Source organism: Promicromonospora sp. NPDC059942, from assembly GCF_042731755.1.
Lineage (GTDB): Bacteria > Actinomycetota > Actinomycetes > Actinomycetales > Cellulomonadaceae > Promicromonospora.
In genome coordinates, this window is record NZ_JBHWLR010000001.1 from 72,591 (window position 1) to 92,894 (window position 20,304).

The 20,304-nt window shown below is 72.0% G+C and carries 16 protein-coding genes; 10 read left to right on the plus strand and 6 right to left on the minus strand.

All coding sequences use genetic code 11. From position 1 onward, the window contains the following. The first annotated feature begins 180 nt into the window (after window positions 1–180). The 6 genes from ACFV9Q_RS00315 (at window position 181) to ACFV9Q_RS00340 (ending at window position 8,656) form a co-directional block, all read left to right on the plus strand. Window positions 181–1,488 carry a HupE/UreJ family protein gene (locus ACFV9Q_RS00315; protein ID WP_377232624.1) on the plus strand — a complete coding sequence of 436 codons (1,308 nt, stop codon included), beginning with the start codon at window positions 181–183 and terminating at the stop codon, window positions 1,486–1,488. Between the two features lie 145 nt (window positions 1,489–1,633). Continuing rightward, window positions 1,634–4,084 carry a fibronectin type III domain-containing protein gene (locus tag ACFV9Q_RS00320; RefSeq protein ID WP_377232625.1) on the plus strand — a complete coding sequence of 817 codons (2,451 nt, stop codon included), beginning with the start codon at window positions 1,634–1,636 and terminating at the stop codon, window positions 4,082–4,084. Between the two features lie 122 nt (window positions 4,085–4,206). After that, on the plus strand, window positions 4,207–5,664 hold the full coding sequence (locus tag ACFV9Q_RS00325; RefSeq protein ID WP_377232626.1) for a WxL protein peptidoglycan domain-containing protein: 1,458 nt from the start codon (window positions 4,207–4,209) through the stop codon (window positions 5,662–5,664). Further along, a complete protein-coding gene (locus ACFV9Q_RS00330) occupies window positions 5,661–6,338 on the plus strand; it encodes a BMP family ABC transporter substrate-binding protein (protein WP_377232627.1) in 678 nt (225 codons plus the stop codon). The genes ACFV9Q_RS00325 and ACFV9Q_RS00330 overlap by 4 nt, the downstream gene beginning before the upstream one ends. 39 nt (window positions 6,339–6,377) lie before the next feature. Next, complete coding sequence (locus ACFV9Q_RS00335; protein WP_377232628.1) at window positions 6,378–6,746, plus strand: DUF2200 domain-containing protein; 369 nt, start codon at window positions 6,378–6,380, stop codon at window positions 6,744–6,746. Window positions 6,747–6,904: 158 nt separating this feature from the next. Beyond that, window positions 6,905–8,656: a DUF222 domain-containing protein gene (locus tag ACFV9Q_RS00340; RefSeq protein WP_377232629.1), complete on the plus strand. Its 1,752-nt coding sequence runs from the start codon at window positions 6,905–6,907 to the stop codon at window positions 8,654–8,656. A gap of 367 nt (window positions 8,657–9,023) precedes the next feature. On the opposite strand, the gene ACFV9Q_RS00345 is transcribed toward ACFV9Q_RS00340, so the two are convergent. Then, entirely contained in the window at window positions 9,024–9,845 is an 822-nt protein-coding gene (locus tag ACFV9Q_RS00345; protein ID WP_377232630.1) for an SDR family NAD(P)-dependent oxidoreductase, read from the minus strand. A 108-nt stretch (window positions 9,846–9,953) separates the two neighbouring features. On the opposite strand from ACFV9Q_RS00345, the gene ACFV9Q_RS00350 reads away from it, so the two are divergent. Next, a complete protein-coding gene (locus tag ACFV9Q_RS00350) occupies window positions 9,954–10,364 on the plus strand; it encodes a winged helix-turn-helix transcriptional regulator (protein WP_377232631.1) in 411 nt (136 codons plus the stop codon). Between the two features lie 175 nt (window positions 10,365–10,539). Beyond that, entirely contained in the window at window positions 10,540–11,985 is a 1,446-nt protein-coding gene (locus ACFV9Q_RS00355; RefSeq protein WP_377232632.1) for a family 43 glycosylhydrolase, read from the plus strand. A 187-nt stretch (window positions 11,986–12,172) separates the two neighbouring features. On the opposite strand, the gene ACFV9Q_RS00360 is transcribed toward ACFV9Q_RS00355, so the two are convergent. From ACFV9Q_RS00360 to ACFV9Q_RS00370, 3 genes are all read right to left on the minus strand, one after another. Beyond that, window positions 12,173–13,804: a hypothetical protein gene (locus ACFV9Q_RS00360; RefSeq protein ID WP_377232633.1), complete on the minus strand. Its 1,632-nt coding sequence runs from the start codon at window positions 13,802–13,804 to the stop codon at window positions 12,173–12,175. Between the two features lie 90 nt (window positions 13,805–13,894). Continuing rightward, entirely contained in the window at window positions 13,895–14,875 is a 981-nt protein-coding gene (locus tag ACFV9Q_RS00365) for a carbohydrate ABC transporter permease (protein ID WP_377232634.1), read from the minus strand. Next, window positions 14,872–15,888, minus strand: a complete 1,017-nt coding sequence (locus tag ACFV9Q_RS00370) for an ABC transporter permease (RefSeq protein WP_377232635.1) — start codon at window positions 15,886–15,888, stop codon at window positions 14,872–14,874. Before ACFV9Q_RS00370 ends, ACFV9Q_RS00365 begins: the two co-directional genes overlap by 4 nt. A 372-nt stretch (window positions 15,889–16,260) precedes the next feature. Between ACFV9Q_RS00370 and ACFV9Q_RS00375 the strand changes: the two genes are divergently transcribed. Further along, the gene (locus ACFV9Q_RS00375) at window positions 16,261–17,361 is read left to right on the plus strand and encodes a LacI family DNA-binding transcriptional regulator (protein WP_377232636.1); all 1,101 of its coding nucleotides are present in this window, start codon (window positions 16,261–16,263) and stop codon (window positions 17,359–17,361) included. Window positions 17,362–17,492: 131 nt separating this feature from the next. Here the strand turns inward: ACFV9Q_RS00375 and ACFV9Q_RS00380 are convergent, their stop codons facing one another. Both ACFV9Q_RS00380 and ACFV9Q_RS00385 read right to left on the minus strand, forming a co-directional pair. Then, entirely contained in the window at window positions 17,493–18,659 is a 1,167-nt protein-coding gene (locus ACFV9Q_RS00380; RefSeq protein ID WP_377232637.1) for a glycosyltransferase, read from the minus strand. A 100-nt stretch (window positions 18,660–18,759) separates the two neighbouring features. Beyond that, window positions 18,760–19,386, minus strand: a complete 627-nt coding sequence (locus tag ACFV9Q_RS00385) for a TetR/AcrR family transcriptional regulator (RefSeq protein ID WP_377232638.1) — start codon at window positions 19,384–19,386, stop codon at window positions 18,760–18,762. A 151-nt stretch (window positions 19,387–19,537) separates the two neighbouring features. Here ACFV9Q_RS00385 and ACFV9Q_RS00390 point away from each other — a divergent pair, with 151 nt between their 5' ends. Then, window positions 19,538–20,266 carry a cytochrome b gene (locus tag ACFV9Q_RS00390; RefSeq protein WP_377232639.1) on the plus strand — a complete coding sequence of 243 codons (729 nt, stop codon included), beginning with the start codon at window positions 19,538–19,540 and terminating at the stop codon, window positions 20,264–20,266. The last annotated feature ends 38 nt before the right edge of the window (window positions 20,267–20,304 follow it).

The window sequence follows — 20,304 nt, forward strand, 5'->3', positions numbered from 1 at the left end:
CTTGGGCGGGGAAAAAGGGGGGAGGGGGTGGGTGCAGATGTGGGGGGGTTGTTGTGGTGGGGGGGTTGTTGTGGGGGGGGGGGTGGTGGGGAGCGGGGACCGGGATGCCGGTCCCGGCTCGCTGCGTCTGTTCGCGGGGCGTTCGCGGACCGTTCATCCCGGTGGTGGATGGTGCCCCGCGTGCGTCGCTCTCTGACTGTTGCGGCAGCCTCCGCGCTGCTCGCCCTCCTCACCCTGCCCGCGCTAGCCCCCTCGGCGGGCGCGCACGGCTTCACCTCCACGGTCTACGCCGACGCCTCGACCCCCGAACCGGGCGTCGTGCGCACCGAGCTCGCCCTGGAGTACGACCTGCTCGTCGTCTCCGCGGCCGAGTACCAGGACGACCGTGCGTTCTTCGACGAGGGGATGGCCCTCTGGGAGACCGGCGAGGAGCCGACGGCGCTCGCCGCCCACGCCGACACCGTGCTCGGCTACGTCACCGACCGCTACGAGGTGACGGCCGACGGCGCGGCGTGCGCGCCCGCGCAGGTCGGCGACTTCGAGATCACCGACCGCGAGGGTGTGCCGTACGCGGTGCTGGTGCTCGACCACGACTGCGGCGCGGTGGAGCCGGGAGAGCCGGGCGAGCCCGTCGACTACGCGGTGCGCAGCACTCTCTTCGCCGACGACGAGGGCTACGTCACCGGCACCACGACCATCCTCGACTACGAGCTCGACGGCGCCGCGGGCAGCGCGGCGCTCACGCAGCACACGCCGTCCTTCTCGACGGTCGAGCACTGGTACGAGCGCATGGGCCACTTCTTCGTGCTGGGCGCGGAGCACCTGCTGCTCGGCCCGGACCACCTGCTGTTCCTGCTCGCGCTCATCGTCGGCTCGCGCCGCCTGCGGGACGTCGTGCTCGCCGCGACGTCGTTCACGCTGGCGCACTCGGTGACGTTCCTGCTGGCCGCGCTGGGCGTGGTCAGCGCGCCGGCGGCCGTCGTCGAGCCGGTCGTCGCCCTGTCGATCGCGGTGGTGGCGGCGTGGCACGTGTGGGGGATGTGGCGGGGGCGGGGAGCGGCGTCGCACGCAGGAGTCCTGGGGCGCGGCGTGCTGGAGCCGGTGCGTGCCGGACGGCTCGGGCTGGATCGGGTTGGACCGGATCGGGCTGGGCTGGATCGGGCTGGGCTGGATCGGGCTGGGCTGGAACGGGCCGACTGGTTCCGGCTCGCCGTCGTCTTCGCGTTCGGCCTGGTCCACGGCCTCGGGTTCGCGGGCGCGCTCGGCATCGACGAGCCGTTCTCGTGGACGCTGCTGTGGTCGCTCCTGGTGTTCAACGTGGGCATCGAGGCGGTGCAGCTCGGCATCATCGCCGTCGTCTTCCCGCTGCTGACCCTGCTGCGCCGCCGGGCGCCGCGCACCGCGCTGTGGACGGGCGTCGTGGTCGCGGCCGGGGTGACTCTCGTCGGGCTGTTCTGGTTCGGCCAGCGGCTGCTCGGGCTGGGCTGACCAGCACTGACGCGCCGTCGGGCCAAAGATCACCCGCCGCAGCGCCGCATGTTCATCTGTCGCTCATCCCGGCGTCGGCACCGATTCGTCTCCCGGGGCAAGTGTCGGCTCGGCGCCGCTCGGCGCTCCCTTCACTGGAGGACTCATGCAAGCGAATGACCATCGCCCGGCCGCGTCCGTGCGCGGCTGGGGTCGTTCAGCCGTCGCGGCGGTGGGGCTCGTCTCCGTCGTCGCCGGCGGCCTGACCTACGCCGCGACGTCGGCGGGCGCAGCCGACCTGCCCTCGACGTTCCTGGGCGGCACGACCATCTGGGCGTACTCGGACGACAACACCGACCCGGCCGCGGGCAGCAGCGACCGGCTCACCTGGACCTACGCCGGGTTCGACGACGCGAGCTGGCAGCGCGCCACCGGGCCGTTCGGCGCGAAGAACGGCTCGGCCACGCCGGACCTCGGCTCCGGCTTCCCCGTGACCACGGTGCTCGACCACTACGTGGACCCGGCCGCGGCGACCAAGGTCGCGATCCCCACGTACCACCTGCGCACCACGTTCGACGTCACGGCGGACCAGCTCGACCGGATCGCGTCGCTGCGCGGCGACGTGACGTTCGACGACGCGGTGCAGATCTTCGTCAACGGCACCAAGGTGGCCGGCTTCGTCGACGAGCGTGTCGAGGCCGTCCCCGACGCGCAGAAGAACCTCACCTACGCCGGCGCCAGCGCCGGCAACCCGGTGAACCAGCAGTTCAGCGTCCCGGCCGACGTGCTCCAGGCCGGCGTGAACACGCTGTCGATCGGCCTGTACAACGACCGGGCGAGCAGCTCCGACGTGTACCTCGACCTCAAGTCGCTGGTCCCCGTCGAGGTGCCCGTGGAGGAGCCGACCACCACGGTGACCGACCTTGTGCTCGGCATCGGTGCGACCCAGGCCGAGCGCAACCTCGCCTGGTACTCGGACCAGGACACCGAGCAGGTCGCCCAGATCGCGCCTGCGGGCGAGGTCGTGGACGGCGTCTTCCCCGCCGACGCGATCAGCGTCGCCGCCACGGGCGGGCCGTCGTCGAGCGGGGAGTTCTACCGCCACGCGACGTTCACGGGGCTGCAGGAGAACACCGCGTACTCCTACCGGGTCGGTACTGCGGGCCAGGCCGGCGACGAGGGCTCCTGGTCGGCCGTCTCGACGTTCCGCACGCAGGCGTTCGACGGCGACTTCGACTTCCTGTTCTTCGGCGACCCGCAGCTCGGCTCCTCGGGCAACGTGCCGCGCGACACCGAGGGCTGGGTCGACACGCTCGACGTCGCCACGGCCGCCTACCCGGACGCCGAGATGCTCTTCTCGGCCGGTGACCAGATCGAGTCGGCGAGCAGCGAGGCGCAGTACGAGGCCTTCCTGTCGACCGACCACCTGCGCCAGATCCCGTTCGTGGCGAACAACGGCAACCACGACGTCGGCAACAAGGCGTACCGCCAGCACTTCAACACGCCGAACCTCGACGAGACGGCCGGTCCCGGCTCCGGCACGAGCTCGGGCGGCGACTACTGGTTCGTCTACAACGACGTGCTCTTCCTCAACCTCAACTCCAACAGCCGGGACTACGCCTCGCACGAGCGGTTCGTGCGCGACGTCGTCGCGGAGCACGGCGACGAGGCGAAGTGGAAGGTCGTGTCGTTCCACCACTCGATCTACTCGGTGGGCCCGCACGCCACCGACAGCGACGTGATCGACCGCCGCAACACGTGGCCCACGCTCTTCTCCGACCTGGGCATCGACCTGGTGCTCCAGGGCCACGACCACAGCTACGCCCGCTCGTACCTGATCCGCAACGGTGAGAAGGCCGACCCCGCCGAGGAGGCGGGCGCCGACGTGCTCACCCCGGGTCCCGGCGGCGTGCTGTACGTGACGGCCAACTCGGCGTCCGGCTCGAAGTACTACTCGGCGAACGCTGCCGGCTCGTGGTGGCTCTCGGCCTTCAACCAGGAGAACGTGCGCAACTACACGGCCGTGGAGGTGTCCGACGACGCCATCTCGGTGCGCACCATCCGCTCCGAGGCCAAGGACGCCGACCGCCCCGTGAACTCGGTCGTGGACCAGGTCACCATCGCCAGGCCGGTCGACCCGAACACCCAGAAGCTCCAGGTCGTGGTGCCGCAGGGCGCCCCGGGCGAGTTCGTCTGGAGCATCGACGGCGCTAACACGCTGGTCGACCTCGGCACCGCCGAGGCCGCCGGCGACCACTACGCCGCAGAGGGTTCGATCAACCCGATCCGGGTGACCGACACGCGCCGCGGCGGCCCGCAGTGGTCGCTCTCGGCCCAGGTGGGCGACTTCACCTCCGGTGACCGGTCGTTCTCCGGCAAGTACCTCGGCTGGACCCCCGACGTGATCGAGGCGGGCGGCGGGTCACTCGCCGGCGCGCAGGTCGCGACCGGGTTCAGCGGCGGTCCTGGGCTGTCCGAGTCGGCGACCCTCGGCCGCGCCGCGGCCGGGCACACCACGGGCTCGGCGCTCTTCGGCGCCGACCTCGACCTCAAGATCCCCGTCGACGTCACCGACGGGACCTACCGGGCCACGCTCACGCTCACCGCGTTGAGCTGACCGAAGCGGGGCTGCCCCGCGCCGGGCGGGCGGCGCTCTCACGAGGAGCGTCGCCCGTCCGGTGACCCCGGTCGATCCCCTTCCCGAGAACTTGTCTGACTCGCACCATCGAAGGAAGCTCCATGCCCGTGCCCGCCGCCCGCGCGACCACGCGCCGTGTCGCCGCTCGCTCCTCAGCCGCGTTCGCGGCCCTGTCCGTGGGGCTCGCGGCCCTGGTCGTCACCCCCGGGACGGCGTTCGCCGGGCCGGCTGTCGCGGTACCGATTACTGATGCGCGGGTCACCGCCGCGCCCGCGACCGCGCCCACCGACGACGTCACCTGGGGTGTGCGCACCGCCACCAACGACCAGGGGACCGAGCGGGAGAACTTCCGCTACACGGTGGACCCGGGGGCCAAGGTGTCCGACGAGCTCGTCGTCACCAACCACGGCGAGACCCCGCTGAAGCTCGACATCTACGCCGCCGACGGCTACACGACGACGGCGGGACAGCTCGACGTCCTGACCCGGGGCGACGCCGCCGACAGCGGGGACGAGTCCGGCTCCGACGACGCCGCGTCCGACGACACCGGCTCGAACGAAACCGGCTCGAACGAAACCGGCTCCGTGAACGTCGGGTCCTGGCTCGACCCCGCCGTCGACCAGGTGCGCCTCGCGCCCGGCGAGAGCGCCGACGTCCCCTTCACGCTCCAGGTGCCCGACGACGCGACGCCCGGCGACTACGCCGGCGCGATCCTCACCTCGCGCACCGTCACGGCGGAGGAGGCGGGGCTGGACTACGAGACCCGGTCCGGGATCCGCGTGTACCTGCGGGTCGCCGGCGACCTCGCGCCAAACCTGACGGTCACCGACGCGCACGTCGAGTACCACCAGACCCTCAATCCCTTCGGGCCTGGCGACGCGACCGTCACCTACACCGTCCGCAACGACGGCAACGTCCGGCTGGCCGCGAACCAGGACGTCGGCGTCGCCGGCCCGTTCGGCTGGCTCGGCGCGCAGGGCGCCGCCGACGACGTGCCCGAGCTGCTGCCCGGAGAGTCCTGGCCCGTGTCCGTGCCGGTCGACGGCGTGGCCCCGCTGTTCTGGCTCGGCGCCGACATCGTGCTCGTCGCCCAGCTTCCCGACGTCGCGGGCGCGACCCCCGGCGTCGCACCCGTCGAGGCCCACGCGTCCGGCTGGGCCGTGCCGTGGCTGCCCCTCCTTGTCGTCGTACTGCTGGCCGGAGCCGTCGTCGTCATCGTGCGCCGCCGCCGGACCCGTGGGCAGCGCGAGGACGCCCGCGTGCAGGCCGCCGTCGCGCAGGCGCTCGCGGAGCGCGCGGCGGCGGAGGGCGCGGCAGACGGCGCGGCGGCGGACGGCGTGGCGACCAAGGACGCAGCGGTCGCGGACGAGGATCCGAGGAGTCCCGAAACGACAGCCGCAGGCGAGTCCGAGGGGCCCGCGAGTCCTGTCGCGGCAGCCGCCGAGGAGTCCGAGTCGCCGAGGCCTGAGGTTTCGAAGCCTGAGGTTTCGAAGCCTGAGGCGCCAGGGTCTGAGGCACCAAGGTCCGAGGCGCCGACGTCCGGGGCGGTCGCGCCGTGAGGCGGCCGTCAGCGCGCCTCGCCGCGAGTCTGGCGGCGGCCGCCGTCGCGCTCACCCTCGCCGCGTGCGGCGCGATCGCGCCCGGCCCGACGCCGGACGACGTCGCCAGCCCCGCGCCCCTGACCGGGTTTGCCGCGCGGTTCGTCGGGTCGAGCCACGAGCCGGCGCCGGAGGCGACGGTCCGTCCCACGCCGGGCACGTGGGACGACGTCGCCCTTCCCGCTGGGTACACGATCGTCGTCGTCACCCGCGGCGACGACGCCGCGACAGCGACCCGCACGGACGCCGTCGAGCACTACGCCGCGGAGCACGGGGCGGACCTGACCGTGCTGGAGGCGCGGAGCGACGACGAGGTCGAACGGCGCATCGACGAGGCCGTGGCCGCCACGCCGGACCTCGTGGTCGGCGTCGGTGACGGTGTCGTGGACGTGTTCGCCCTGATCACGGCCCAGTACCTGGAGACCGACTTCCTGGTGGTCGGCGCGCAGCTCCCGGAGCCGACCCACAACGTGACCGCCGTCGTCTGGCCGGGTGCGGAGTTCCGCGGAACCGGGCTGGGGAACGACGACGCCCACCCGGCCGCCGTCACGGCGGAGCGTGCCCGCGAGGCCGTCGCCGCCGGGGCGGCGAGCGTGCTGCACGACCTGACGGGCATCGTCATCGAGCTCGGCTAGCTTCTCCTGGGTGTCGGTCGCCCCGGTTACAGTCGGGAGATGGCACGACACCGGATCTTCGCGATGAGCTTCGCCAGCATCTACCCGCTCTACGTGCAGAAGGTGGAGCGCAAGGGCCACACCACTGCCGAGCTGGACCAGGTGCTCACCTGGCTCACCGGCTACGACGACGCCGGCCTGCGCCAGACGATCGACAGCGGGGCGGACCTGGAGACCTTCTTTGCGGAGGCCCCGGCGATGAACCCGAACGTGTCGCTGATCAAGGGCGTCATCTGCGGGTACCGCGTCGAGGACATCGAGGACCCGCTCATGCAGCAGATCCGGTACATGGACAAGCTGGTCGACGAGCTGGCGCGGGGCAAGAAGATGACGTCGATCCTGCGGGGGAGCGAGTCAGCCGCGATCTGACGTGCGGCGTTCTCTGATCGGGCTGAAGCAGGGACCGAAGCCGCTCGTCCAGGACGCGAAGGGTTATCCACAGATTTGAAGTGTGCCTCGCGATGCGTATGAATGTTCGAGACAATGGTGTCAGGTGAACATGACGGGCGGGCGAGGGGGTGGCACGGATGGACTCGGTAGAGAGCATGGTGTCCGGTGGTGTGTCACCGGGTTCGTTGGAGGGGGTGCTGGCCCGGATCGAGACCGCGGTCGGTGAGCTGGCCGCCCTGGTGACCCCGGGTGTGTTGGATGGTTGGGGCGCGCCGACGGTGGCCCGGTTGATGCAGGCGCACACCCGGATCCGCAGGGTGACCGGGCGTCTGGACGGGGTCCGGTGGTCGGTGCTGCCACGGATCGAGGACGACGGTTCCTGGCGCAGTGGTGGCATGTCGCGCACGTTCCCTGCGTGGTTGCGGCTGCGTGAGGGCGTCTCGGCGGGCACGGCCCGTAAGGACGTGACCACCGCCCGGCGTCTCGCGCAGGCGCTGCCCGCGACACGGGAGGGTCTGGTGGCCGGCACATTGGGGGTGGATCACGCCCGGGTGATGACGGAGGTCGCGCCCACGAGCCAGACGCGCCAGGACGCGTTGGCGTGGTTGATCGAGACCCGCACGGGGCAGACCACGACGCCGGAGGCGTTCGTGGACACGGTCGCGGTGGATCTGCCGGACCCGGCCGATGACCCGAACGGTTCCCGCACCCGCGACCAGATCACGAAGGTGCTGGAGACAGCGATCAGTGAGGGGGCGCTGGTCACGGGTGAGGGCCTGGTCCTGCGCGAGGCCGGGGTGCTCAACGCGGACCAGTTCCGGGTGGTCGCGCGCCGGTTCGCCACGATCACCGACCCGGACACGGACGACGTGGAGGACGACAAGGCCGCTGAGGGTGAGTTCCTGGACGTGTCCAAGACGCTGGGCGGGTTCCACGTGGCGGGGTTCTTGACCGACGAGCACGGCCTGCTGCTGACCACCGCGTTGAACGCCGTGACCGGCGCCCCGGCGGTGGGCGATGACCGGACGCCGGGTCAGCGCCGTGCCCAGGGCCTGGCCGACATCGCCCACCTCGTGCTGGACACGAACCAGGCCTCGCCGGGTGCGTCGATCCCTGCGCACCTGAATGTCACGGTGTCCTTGTCGGAGCTGCTCACCCAGGTCACCCGCACCCGTGAGGGCCTGTGCCTGACCTGCGGACAGACGGTCCCGGGCCGGGAGGGCACGCCGAACGTGGGCGGGTCAAGCACGGGTGCTGGTGCTGCTGGCTCGGTCGCAGCTGGTGCTGGTGCTGGTGTGCCAGGTCCGGGTGTGCCAGGTCCGGGTGTGTCGGGTCCGGGTGTGTCGGGGTTGTTGGGTTCGGGTGGTGCGGTGTTCACGGAGTCGGGTGGCCGGGTGCCGGTGGGGTTGTTGCGTCGGTTGGCGTGTGACAGTGCGGTCACCCGGGTGGTGTTCGGTGCGGATGGTGCGGTGCTGGATGTGGGGCGTGCGCAGCGCACGGTCACGGGCCAGATGCGGCGGGCGGTGATCGCACGCGATGGGCATTGTGTGTTCCCGGGCTGTGATCAGCCGCCGTCGCGGTGCGAGGTGCATCATGCGGTGACGCACTGGGCCCAGGGTGGTGGCACGTCGGTGGCCAACAGTGCGTTGCTGTGCTGGTTCCACCACCAGCTCGTCGACGCCCGCGGGATCGCCATGTCCTGGGCGGGCAAGCCCACGACCGTCAACACCTCGGGCGTGCTGGTGGAGACGGGGTGGGTCTTCACCGACCCGCGTGGTCACCGCATCCGCCTGCCCGAACCCATCGACCCACCCGCCGCAGCACCCGCACCCGGCGAGGCTGCCGACCCCGACGACCCGTCCGTCATGCCACCAGCCACGGCAGCATGACGGATGGGCTCGCTCACATCTCGGCTGTGCTGGCCGACCCACGTGACGGCTGTGTTCGGCCGACCCACGTGACGGTTGTGCTGGCCGACCCGCGTCTCGGCTGTGCTCGGCCGATCCACATCGCGTCCGTGCTCGGCCGGCCCACGGGGCACACGGTCTGCCGCGCTGCCGTACGCGCGACTCGTCGATCCCGCACGGGCCCGTCCACCAGCTCCGAGCAGGCCCGGCCGGAAGGCGTTGGCACGGCACGACGGCACTCGTGCCGATCGGGGCCTTGCCCGGTCTGCTCCGGCCAGGCCCTGGCTCTGCCCCCTCGCTCCATCGAGAGCTGTGCGAGGTCGGGACGAGGCAGGGCCAGGGCGACCGGTCAGACCGCGGCCGGGGCGAGCGCGTTGAAGATAACCTCGCGTTCGGCTCCTGTGGCGATGCGCCAGACCGCGTCGGCGAGGTCGTCGGGGTCGAGTACCGGCATGGGAGCCGAGCCGGGAGCAGCGTCGGGAGCAGCGTCAGACGGCAGACCGGTTGCCGGTTCGGGTGTTGCCGTCGGCGCATCCGCTCCTCCGATGCCTGTGCCTGCCTGGCCCGCGGTCAGCAAGCGGTGGATGTCGCCGCGTTCGATGAGCCCGCCCACCACGAGCGAGCCCACGTGGACGCCGTCGGGTCCGACAGCCTCGGCGAGGGTCAGGGCGTAGGTGCGCAGGGCGGCCGAGGCCGGCGCGAAGGGCCCGAGGAACGGCAGCGGGAGGACGGCGCTGAGCCCCGACACGTAGACGATCGCCCCGCTGCCGCGCTCGCGCATGCCCGGCAGCACCAGCCCGGCGAGCTCGACGGCGGGGTCCACGACCTGGGCGGCGGCGGCGCGGACGTCGTCGGCGCGCGTCTCCAGGATGCCGATCGGGGCGGCCGCAGGATTGTCGGCGCCCGGCCCGTGGTAGACGACGTCGACGGTCCCGAGCTCGGCCTCGACCTCCTCGACCGCACGCCGCAGGCCACCGGGCCGGCGCACGTCCGCGGCGACGGCCACCGCGCGGACCCCCGCGGAGCGGAGGTCGTCCAGGTAACCGGGGTGCCGGTCGGCGCTGCGGGAGACCAGACCGACCTGGTACCCCTCCTTGCCGAATCGCCGGGCCACCGACATGCCGAGGCCGGGTCCGGCGCCCAGGACCAGCAGGGTGGGGGAAGTGCTCATTCTTGTCTCCTCGTCGTCTTGCCGCCGGGCTGCCCCGACGTGACCGTTGGGTACGGTGACGTCATCGATCCTCACGGCACCACGGACGTCTCGGAAGAAGGCACTTTCATGTCAGATGGGAACACCGGTGTGCCCCACCCCGACGCTCACCCGGACGCCCACATGGTGGCGGCCGCCGTCCGCGGCCGGCTGCCGGGGCGGGTCCCGACGGCGGACTACGAGGCGTGCCCCGTCACGCACACGGTGCGGATGCTGGGCGACAAGTGGACGCTGCTCGTGCTGATGCTGCTCGCCGAACGCGCGCACCGGTTCAACGAGCTACACCGGCGCGTCGACGGGATCAGCCAGCGGATGCTGACCCGCACCCTCCGGGCTCTCGAGGACGACGGGCTGGTCGCCCGGACCGTCTTCCCCACCGTTCCGCCCGGGGTCGAGTACGAGCTCACCGAACGGGGCCGCGAGCTGTTGGTCCCGCTGTCGGCCCTCGCGGACTGGGTCGTGCGGGACCGGGCGGCATAGCCCGCTCGTTCGCGTGGCGCCCGCTCGGGCGCGCCCGGCGCCGCGCCTCGTTTCCCGGACCCTTCATCGACCCCTCCCTGACCTTTCTGTCACGTCTTGAGCGGCGGAATTTCGCCGATTAGCGTCGCGTCGGATGCGCGACGGCGGCGTCGCGCCTGGAACGGAGGGCGTGCCCATGACAGGTCCAGCGAACGGATTTCCCGTCGACCGACGGTCGCTCCTGGCGGGTGCCGCCGGGGTAGCCGGCTCCCTGGTGGCGGGCCTGGCCCTGCCCGCCGCGACCGCCTCGGCGGCGGGCGTGGCAGCACCGGGCCGGGCGCCCGACGGTACGCCGGGCGGCGGGACGACCGGAGGGGCGGCACCCGGTGCGGCGTCGTCGTCGGGCCACCCCGCAGGCCGCCATCCCGCGAACTGGCCCGACCCGGAGCCCTACGGCCTCGCGGACACCCGGCCGGACCTCTGGCCGCGCGACGACAACTCCTTCGTGCTGCCGCTGGAGCTGCGCCCGCGGGACCGGGAGCTCGGCCGGGCCTGGATCCGCGACACCTACGTGAACTGCTTCGTCGTCGACGGCAAACCCGTCTACGTCGCCACGGGGACCACGCGGGTCCCGGGGCTCCCGGCAGCCGGTCCCTGGAACGACGGCATCTTCCTGTGGCTGGCCCCGTCGCTGCGCGGGCCGTGGCGGCTGGCCGACACGACGGCGATCCGGCCCGACTCCGGCCAGGCCGCCGAGAAGGGCAAGGTCTGGTCGCCCGAGTTCGTCGGCGAGAACCGGCCCGGCCGCACCGTCGTCGCGCCGTGGCAGGAGTACTGGGACGACCACGGCCAGTTCGGCAAGCGCGGCAACGTCTGGGCTCCGGAGGTGCACTACTTCCGCGGCACCTGGTACATCGTGGCCTGCATGGGCGACCACTCCACGAAGGTCGGCTCGTTCCTGCTGATCAGCGAGGGCGGCCCCGAGGGGCCGTACCGCCTGGCCGAGGGCAACGTCGACAAGCCGTTCGGCGACCCGTTCATCGGCGGGCCGTCGTTCATCGCGCCCGGGGCGTACCACCACATCGACGGCAGCATCTACACCGAGGACGACGACGCGTGGCTGGTGCTGCACAACCACCTGTACGCCCCGTTCCGGGACGACATGGAGGACATCGTCCCGACGACGAACCTGCCGCTGTTCCAGCAGACGTCGTACACGCCCGAGCCGTACCTGGAGGGTGCGTACGTGTTCAAGCACGGGGGTAAATACTTCCTGGTGCACGCCGCGTGGGACCGCACGTCCACCAACACCGACGGGACCACGCGGAACGCCTACGACACGGCCGCGCCCGGCCGGGTGCAGTACCAGTACGACGCCGTCGTCGCGGTCGCCGACCGGTTCGAGGGCCCGTACTCGGAGCGCTGGACCGCCGGGGTGGGCGCGGGGCACAACAACTTCTTCCTCGACCACCACGGCCAGCCGTGGGCCACGTTCTTCCGCAACCCGGCCGCCGGCTACTGGGCCGACCCGTCGCGGGTCGCCGACGCGGCCGCGGCCGGCGTCGTCCGGCTGGAGTGGACGGGACCGGAGGGCAACCGCCTGTACGCCGCCCGCAGCCCGGGCCGGTCCGCACGGGACTGACCCACCCGCCCGGCCACAAACCCCGCCCAGCCACAAACTCCCGCCCAGCCACAAACCGTTGAGTGCTGGGTATTTGCGGGATCAGGCATTCAGATCACGCAAATACCCAGCACTCAACGGTTTGGTCGTGCGGGCGGGGTCGGGGTCGGGGTCCGGGTCGGTGTGGGTGGGGTTGGCTCGGGCGGGGTCAGCCCTGGCGGTCTGCCAGCGCCGTCTGGTACTCGTCGCGGATGGTGTCGCCGCCGCCCTTGGCCCACGCCGCGGCGGCGTCGGCCCAGGCGGTGACGGGCTTGCGCCCGGCCAGGATGTCGCCCTCCACGGACCCCAGCTTCTCGCCGAGCTGGCCGCCCTTGCGGCTGGCCGTGTCGCTGAACAGGCCCTGCACCGGGTTGCGCACCGCGGTGGGGACGACGGCGGCCTGGGCGTCGTGCTCCGCCTGCGCGACGTCGGGGTCGCCGGCCTGGAAGTTGACCCAGGGGCCCTCGACCACGTACTTGAGCCCGAGCTGGATCTCGGTGCGGCCCTTGTCGGTGAGCACCGGGTCCGTGCCGTCGAGCTCGTGGTGCACGCCCTCGACGCCGTAGGTCCGGAACAGGTGTTCCTCGGAGCCGAACGGGGCGGCGAGGTAGTTGATGAGGCTGAGCAGCGCCTCGACGCGGCCCTCGGACTTCTTGCTGATCGACGTGATGTTCTGGACGGGCGCGCCCAGGTGGATGCCCGCCGTGCCGCCACCCTCGGCGAGCGGGGGCGCCGCGACGGCGAGCCGGAAGTTCTCGTCGATCGGGTAGTTCGAGAAGTCGGGCCACGCGCTGAACGTGTCGTCGAGCATGCGGATTGTGCCGTTGACCAGCCAGGTCTTGCGCTGCGGCTGGGTGGCCGGGACGCCGTCCGGGTGCACGAACCCGTCCGCGACCAGGCGCCGGCCGAGCTCCAGGGCCTCCTGCTGGCGCTCGTGCAGGTTCGCGCTGGTGAGCTTGCCGCCGTCCTCGGACCAGCCGTTCGGGATCTCGTACATCTGGCGCAGGTAACCCAGCGGCACGCGCCCGAGCGCCCAGGTGTTGCCGCCCGAGAGCTCCTTGCACAGGTCGTAGAACTCTTCGGCCGACGTCGCCTGCGGGTCGATGCCCTCGCCCTCGAACCAGTCCTGGCGCGCGTAGAACACGGTGCTCTGCGCCGGGCCGCGGGGGACCGGGACGGCGAAGATCTTGCCGTTGTAGACGCAGGACTGCCAGCTCTCCGTCGGGATGTTCGCGAGGAACGGGTACTTCTTCACCGCGTCGCCCGAGAGGAACTCGGTCAGGTCGGTCGCCCGCTCCTCCAGCAGGCTCGGCAGGCCTGGGACCTCGCCGGGGAACATCTCGAAGATGTCCGGCAGCCGGTCGCCGGCCACCGTCGTCTGGAACCGGTCGGAATAGTCGCCGGCGGGCGTGAGCGCGATCGTCAGGGCGAACCCGAGCCGCTCGTGCAGCTCCTGCCAGTAGGCGTTGTTGTCGACCGACGGCGGCACCGGCGTGTTCGTCAGCCCGAAGATGCCGACGTCCTTGCCGTCACCGATCGTCCCTTCCGCCACCTGCTGGGGGCTGGCCGGATACTTCAGCATGGTGTCGGGCACGCCGTCGGTGCCCTTGATGTCCATCGGCACGCCGGCGTACGGGACGTACGTGGGCAGGGCGACGGTGGCGCTGCCGGTCAGGGCACCGCCGCCGCGGCCCTCGTTGCTGCAGCCGGCGAGGCCGAGGACGGCGAGCGCGCCGAGGCCCATGCCTCCCATCAGCAGGCTGCGGCGGCTGATGTTCGTCTCCGTGAGCAAACGGTTCATGACTACTCCTCATCGAGCGGGGTAGAGCGGGGGGAAGAAAAGAAAAGCGAGAGCACAGCAGGATCGGGATGCCGGACGGCGCAGGCCGGGTCAGCCCTTCACGGCGCCCGTGAGCATCCCCTTGGCGAAGTGGCGCTGCAGGAAGGGGTAGACCAGCAGCACCGGCACGATGGAGACCACGAGGATCGCCATCTGCAGCGACGTCTGGGGCGGCAGGGCGGCGGCGTCGATGCCCAGGTCCTGGGAGCCGAGCTGGGCGCCGTCCACCACGTAGGTGCGCAGCACGAGCTGCAGGGGCCACTTGCTCGCGTCCGACATGTAGAGCAGCGCGTTGAAGAACGCGTTCCAGTAGCCGACGCCGTAGAACAGGCCGACGACGGCGAGCACCGGCTTGGACAGCGGCAGGCCGATGCGCCAGAAGAGCTGCCACTCGGTGGCGCCGTCGATGCGGGCGGCGTCGATCACCTCGTTCGGGAGCTGCACGAAGAACGCCCGGACGACCACCACGTTGAAGGCCGAGACCGACGTCGGGATGATCAGCGCCCACAGCGTGTCCAGCAGGCCGAGCTGTTGGACCACGAGGTAGCTGGGGATGATCCCGGGGTTGAAGAGCAGGCTGATCAGCACCACGAGCAGCATCGCCCGGACGCCGAACGCGCCCTTGCGGCTCAGGGCCCAGCCGAGCGTCGTCGTCAGCGCGAGGCTCAGCGTGGTGCCGATGGCCGTGACGACGACGCTGATCCACAGCGCCTGCGTGACGACGCCGCCGGCGAAGATCATCTGGTAGGCGCTCAGGTCGATCCCGGTGGGCAGGAGCACGAAGCCGCCCGCCTCGGTGACCTGCTCCGGCGTGGCCAGGCTCGTCGAGATGATGCCGACGAACGGCAGGATCACCAGGGCGCAGGCGATCGTCAGGACGATGCCCTTGACCGTGCGTTCCATGGGGCCGGGCATCGCCACGCCGTCGATCACCGCCCGTGTGCCCGTGCGCGTGCGGCCGCGCGGCCGGCTGTCGTTCATGTTCGGGCCCGGCGTGGTCCGGGCGGGCCCTGCGGTGGTGGTCGTGCTCATGCTCGGTACACCCCTTCCTCGCCGAAGGCGTGGGCGGTCTTGTTGGCGACGAGGACCAGGACCAGCCCGATCGCTCCCTTCACGAGGCCGACGGCGGCCGCGACGCCCCAGAACCCGCCCAGGACGCCCTGGTTGTAGACGTAGGTGTCCAGCACGTCGGACACGCCGAGCCCGACCGCCTGCTGCTGGAGGATGAGCTGCTCGAACCCGACGCTCAGGGAGTCGCCGAGCTTGAGGATGAGCAGCATGATGATGATCGGCCGCATGCCCGGCAGCGTGATGTGCCAGGTCTGGCGCCAGCGCGTTGCGCCGTCCACGGCCGAGGCCTCGTACAGCGACTTGTCGATGCCGGCGAGCACCGCGAGGAACAGGATGGTGGCCCACCCGGTGTCCTTCCAGATCACCTGTGACGTGATGAGCGCGTAGAAGGCGTCGGAGTTGCCGATGATGTCCAGCGGCTCCCAGCCGTGCGACCGCAGGAAGTTGTTGATCAGCCCGGCCCCGCCGAGGATCTGCTGGAACACCGCGACGACGATCACCCAGGACAGGAAGTGCGGCAGGTACAGGATCGACTGCACCCACTGGCGCACGCGGTTGGACACGAGGCTGTGCAGCAGCAAGGCCAGGACGATCGGCGCGGGAAAGACGAAGACCGTCTGCAGCAGCGTGATGACCAGGGTGTTGCGCAGCGCCGCCAGGAACTCGGGGTCGCCGGAGAACAGGATCTGGAAGTTCTCGAACCCGACCCAGAGGCTGCGCCCGATGCCGAGGTACGGCTGGTAGTCCTGGAAGGCGATGACGTTCCCGCCGAGGGCCAGGTACTGGAAGACGACGATGACCGCCATGCCGGGCAGCGCCAGCAGCAGCACCGCCCGGTCGCGGGCCAGCCGCCGCCACCACGGCAGGGGCCTGCGGATCTGCTGTGATCCGTCGCCCCGTCCTGCGTCACCTCCTCGTGCCGCGCGGCGGCTGGAGGAGGCGCGTCCCGCGCGGGCCTCGTCGACCGCGGTCATCCCGCGGCCCCCGGCACGTCACGGACGTGCGGCGCGTTGTCAGGCATGGTGTCGCTCCTCGGTGAACGGACTGATGGTGAACTGGTTCGTCGCTGATTCGTCGCTGCTTGGTACATCGTTGTTCCACGGGTGATCTCGGTGCGACGGCCTGCTCCATTGCCACGGGGCTGCACCATTGCAGAGTGATCGATCACCGCTTGCGGGTTAGGCTAGGAGGTGATCGATCACTTCGCAAGGGCCTCTCACGCGACGAGGTCTGTGACGGTGATCTGCGGAGTGATCGGCGGAGTGATCTGCGGGGGCGTGCCAGAATGCCCGCGTGCCACACGGACGCGGGTGCTGACCAGCGGTGATGAGCAGCGAGGACGGGGCATGGCGAACGAGAGCTCGACCGGCGGCAGCGTGACCGACAGCGCGACCGGCGACGTGGCCGGCAGCGCGACCGGCAGCAGCGTGACCGACAAGCGGCGCGCGACGATCTGGGAGGTCGCGAAGGCCGCCGGGGTCTCCCACCAGACCGTCTCGCGCTACCTGCGCAACGACGCCAAGATGCGGCCCGAGACCGTGGCTCGCGTGCGCCAGGCCGTCGAGGAGCTCGACTACCGCCCCAACCTGACCGCGCGGTCCATGCGCACCCGGCGCAGCGGCCGGGTAGCCGTGCTGCTCCCGGCGGTGGCCACCTACGGCCCGCCGCAGATCCTGAGCGGCGTGATGGAGGTGGCCCACGAGCACGGCTACACCGTCGAGGCGTTCAGCGTCGAGGGCACGCCGGCGGACCGCTTCGAGCGCGTGCGAGAGCTTGCCGACTCCGGTCAGGTCGAGGGCGTTCTCGCCCTCGCGCCGCTGCCGCCCGGGTCCGGCGGGCGGTTCCCCGAGCGGGCCGCGATCGTCGTGTCCGCGGACTACGACGACAAGTTCCGCGGCGTCGGCGAGCTGGCCGACGGCTCGCCCGTCGAGGACCTCGTCGTGCGCCTCGCGGAGCTGGGCCACCGCCGGTTCCTGCACGTGACCGGCGCGCTCGACTACGCCTCCGCGCGCGGCCGCCGCGACGTCTTCGTCGCCACCGTCGAACGGCTCGGGCTGGGACCGGCCCAGGTCATCGAGAGCGACTGGTCGGCCGAGGGTGCCCGCGCCGTCGTCCTGTCCCTGCCCGAGAAGGACCACCCGACCGCCGTGATCGCCGCGAGCGACGTCGGCGCGGCCGGCGTGGTCCTGGGCGCCCGGGAGCGCGGATGGACCATCCCGGGCGACCTCAGCGTGACCGGCTGGGACAACAACCAGCTCGGGGCGTACCTCGAGCCGACGATGACCACCGTCAACGTCGACCATCGCAAGCTCGGCCGGGCGGCGATGGCGCGGCTGGTCGCGACGCTCCAGCCGGAGACGGCGGCGGCGCGCGAGGCCGAGGCGGCGTCGGACGGCCCGCTGAACACGATCATCTGGCGCGGCTCGACGGGCCCCGCGCCGTCCTGACGGCCGCCCCGCCGTCCCGCCCGGCCCGCGCCCGCGCCCCGCTCCCGCCTTCGTTGAGTGCTGGCTATTTGCGGTTCTGACGGGCAGAAGAGCGCAAATAGCCAGCACTCAACGAAGGGGTGTTGGGCGGGTCAGGACAGGGCGGCGGAGAGGTGGGCGGCTACGTCGGCCTGGGTGGGCATCGTTGCGATCTGGGCGGCCACCGTCCGGGCCGACTCAGTGTAGGACGGGTCGGTGCGGAGGGTGACGACCGCCTTGGCCACGGTCTCCGGGACGTCCGGGCCCGGCTGGACGGCGATGCCCGTGCCGGTCGCGCTGACGACGGCGGCCTGGAGGAACTGGTCCGCGCCCTGCGGCACGACGACCAGCGGCAGCCCGCGTGCCAGCACACCGAGCGTCGTGCCGGCGCCGCCGTGGGTGACCACGAGGTCGACGTCGTGCAGCAGCTCCGCGAGCGGGGTGAAGGCCGCGAAGGTGATGCCGTCACTCGCGACGTCGTAGTCCGCGGCGCTCGCGGTGAGGCCCAGCGTGACGACGAGGTCCACGCCGACGGTGCGCAGCTCGGCGAGGATCGGGGTCAGGGTCGCCGGGTCCGAGAAGTGCGTGCCGAACGTGACGAGCACCCGGGGGCGTTCACCGGACGGAGCGGCGTCGGCGTCGGACGCAGCGCTCGTGCCCACGCCTGCGTCCGCGCTCGCGCTCGTGCCCGGTCCCTGGTGCGGCTCCGGTCGCACGGGGAGCCGGTTGGCGGGCGCCTGCCAGCCGGGCGGCTGGAGCAGGTCGGGGCACGGGTCGATCTGCCACCGCGCCGGGACCGGGGTCAGGCCGCGGTCGGCGTAGCGGCTCGCGACGAGGGCGGTCATCCCGTCGGTGAACTCGGCGGGGATCGCCGGGCCGAACGCCATCGTGGCGAACGGCACGTCCAGCGCTGCGGCCACGAGGGGGCCCACGAAGTCCAGGGCCTCGGCCACGATCAGGTCGGGGGCGAAGGCCTGGGCGGCGGCGACGGCGTCGTCCGCGGTCAGGTCCACGCGGGTGCCCGCGAAGAAGTCGGCCACGGCCTCCGGCCGGGGGTCCGCCGCGGCGTCGACGCCGGTCCGGCGCCCCGACTCCGCGAACAGGACGTCCGCCGTCGGCCCGGCGGGGAGCAGCTCGATGCCCTCGGCGTCGAGCAGCGGCGCGAACGCAGCCGCGGTCAGGACGGCGACCTGGTCGCCGCGGTCGCGGAACGCGCGGGCGAGCGGGAGCAGGGGCAGCAGGTGCCCGTGGGCGGGGGTGCTTGAGAAGAGTATGCGCACATTCATTAGTGTAGGACTACTGCGGAATATCGGAGCCCGTCACCCACCCTGGACAAGGCCCTGGTCAGGGCCCGGATCAGGCTCCAGATCAGGCTCCAGATCAGGCCCCAGATCGGGCCCCGAGCAGCGCGAACACGAGCTGCTCCCGCAACCACGTGCGACGCGTCTCCGGGTCCCAGCCGATGGCGCCCAGCCGCAGCCACGACTCCGGGCTGAGGTAGTAGGCCAGGACGTCGGTCGCGCGCTCGGCGCTCAGCCCCTCCCGTAGCGCGCCCAGCGTCTCCAGCCGGGCCGTGATGAGGCCGAACCGTTCGCGCAGCAGCCGCTCCGTGCCCTCGAACGTCGCGCCGATCTCGGGGTCCGCCGACGCGTTGGCGATCAGCACGGTCATCAGCCGGCTGTGCCGGTGGACGACGTCGCCGGTGCTGCCCACCGTGAGGTCGACGATCTCGTCGGCGTCGTCCGAGGCGGCGATCGCGGCCAGCGTCTCCTGGATGCTGTCCTCGCCCGACGCCCGCTCCGTCAGGCCGCGCACCAGGCCGAGCTTGGTGCCGAACGCGACGTACACGGTGTTCGGCGACACCCCGGCCTCCTGGGCGATGCGGCCGATCGTCACCCGGGCGTAGCCGTCCTGCGCGAAGAGCGCCTCGGCCGCGTCCAGGATCGCGGCGCGCGTCGCGGCCGCCGCCTGATCACGGACGGCGGACCGGTAGGGGCGAGATGTCATGCGGCCCAGCCTAAGGAGCGGCCGCCCGTGCCGGCTGGGCCGGACGAGACAGGGCAGGACGAGTCAGGGCAGGACGAGACAGGGCTGGACGAGACAGGGCCGGACGAGACAGGGCTGGACAGGACCGCCCGCCTGCGCTGAGGTAGCCCGCATGAGGTGGCGCAACGGCGAGCAGGGCTACGGCATCGTCACGAAGGTCCTGCACTGGGGGACGGTCGCGCTCCTGGCCGGCCAGCTCGCGGTCGGGTACGCGATGGACGACCACGGTGACGTGCCCGACGTCGACTGCGACCCGGTGGGGGAGGACCGCAGCGGCGGCGACACCACCGATGCCGAGGAGGACCGGTTCGACCGGTTGGAAGAGGCCTGCGAGCAGGCCCAGGACCTGCGCGAGCAGGACGCCGACGACGCCGTCGCCACCGCGTGGTCGGACCTGTGGACGGGCGACTGGACGGGCGGCGGGGCGGGCGGCGGGACGGGCGGCGGGGCGGGGAGCGGCACGGCCGGCTGGGCCGGCCTGCTCGACGGCCCGGGCGGGCTCGCGCTGCCCGCGCTGCACGTCCTGCTCGGGCTGGCGATCGTCGCGATCGGCGTGCTGCGGGTGGTGTGGCGCAGCACCACGCCGCTGCCGCCCTGGGACCCGCGGCTGACCAGGACCGACCGGAAGGTGCTGCACCACGCCGAGCGCATCCTGCTCGCGATGCTCTTCGTGGTACCGGCGACCGGGATCGCGCTGGTGCTGGGCAGCTCCGACCTGCTGCCGCTGCACATCGCCGCGCACCTGTGCTTCTACGCCGCGCTGGCGGCGCACGTCGGCGTGGTTGTCCGACGGCGGGTGGTGGGCCGAATGCTCTGGGGGCGACCGGTCGCCGGGCGGTGAGCCTTCCCGGCCGGGTCGATTTCTCGCCCGACGTGCGT

What these genes read in the sequence shown, in the direction of transcription:
- ACFV9Q_RS00320 (WP_377232625.1), top strand. Translation starts at nt 1,634, where the DNA reads ATGCAAGCGAATGACCATCGCCCGGCCGCGTCCGTGCGCGGCTGGGGT.
- ACFV9Q_RS00325 (WP_377232626.1), top strand. Translation starts at nt 4,207, where the DNA reads ATGCCCGTGCCCGCCGCCCGCGCGACCACGCGCCGTGTCGCCGCTCGC.
- ACFV9Q_RS00335 (WP_377232628.1), top strand. Translation starts at nt 6,378, where the DNA reads ATGGCACGACACCGGATCTTCGCGATGAGCTTCGCCAGCATCTACCCG.
- ACFV9Q_RS00340 (WP_377232629.1), top strand. Translation starts at nt 6,905, where the DNA reads ATGGACTCGGTAGAGAGCATGGTGTCCGGTGGTGTGTCACCGGGTTCG.
- ACFV9Q_RS00345 (WP_377232630.1), bottom strand. Translation starts at nt 9,845, where the DNA reads ATGAGCACTTCCCCCACCCTGCTGGTCCTGGGCGCCGGACCCGGCCTC.
- ACFV9Q_RS00350 (WP_377232631.1), top strand. Translation starts at nt 9,954, where the DNA reads ATGTCAGATGGGAACACCGGTGTGCCCCACCCCGACGCTCACCCGGAC.
- ACFV9Q_RS00355 (WP_377232632.1), top strand. Translation starts at nt 10,540, where the DNA reads ATGACAGGTCCAGCGAACGGATTTCCCGTCGACCGACGGTCGCTCCTG.
- ACFV9Q_RS00360 (WP_377232633.1), bottom strand. Translation starts at nt 13,804, where the DNA reads ATGAACCGTTTGCTCACGGAGACGAACATCAGCCGCCGCAGCCTGCTG.
- ACFV9Q_RS00365 (WP_377232634.1), bottom strand. Translation starts at nt 14,875, where the DNA reads ATGAGCACGACCACCACCGCAGGGCCCGCCCGGACCACGCCGGGCCCG.
- ACFV9Q_RS00370 (WP_377232635.1), bottom strand. Translation starts at nt 15,888, where the DNA reads ATGACCGCGGTCGACGAGGCCCGCGCGGGACGCGCCTCCTCCAGCCGC.
- ACFV9Q_RS00375 (WP_377232636.1), top strand. Translation starts at nt 16,261, where the DNA reads ATGGCGAACGAGAGCTCGACCGGCGGCAGCGTGACCGACAGCGCGACC.
- ACFV9Q_RS00385 (WP_377232638.1), bottom strand. Translation starts at nt 19,386, where the DNA reads ATGACATCTCGCCCCTACCGGTCCGCCGTCCGTGATCAGGCGGCGGCC.
- ACFV9Q_RS00390 (WP_377232639.1), top strand. Translation starts at nt 19,538, where the DNA reads ATGAGGTGGCGCAACGGCGAGCAGGGCTACGGCATCGTCACGAAGGTC.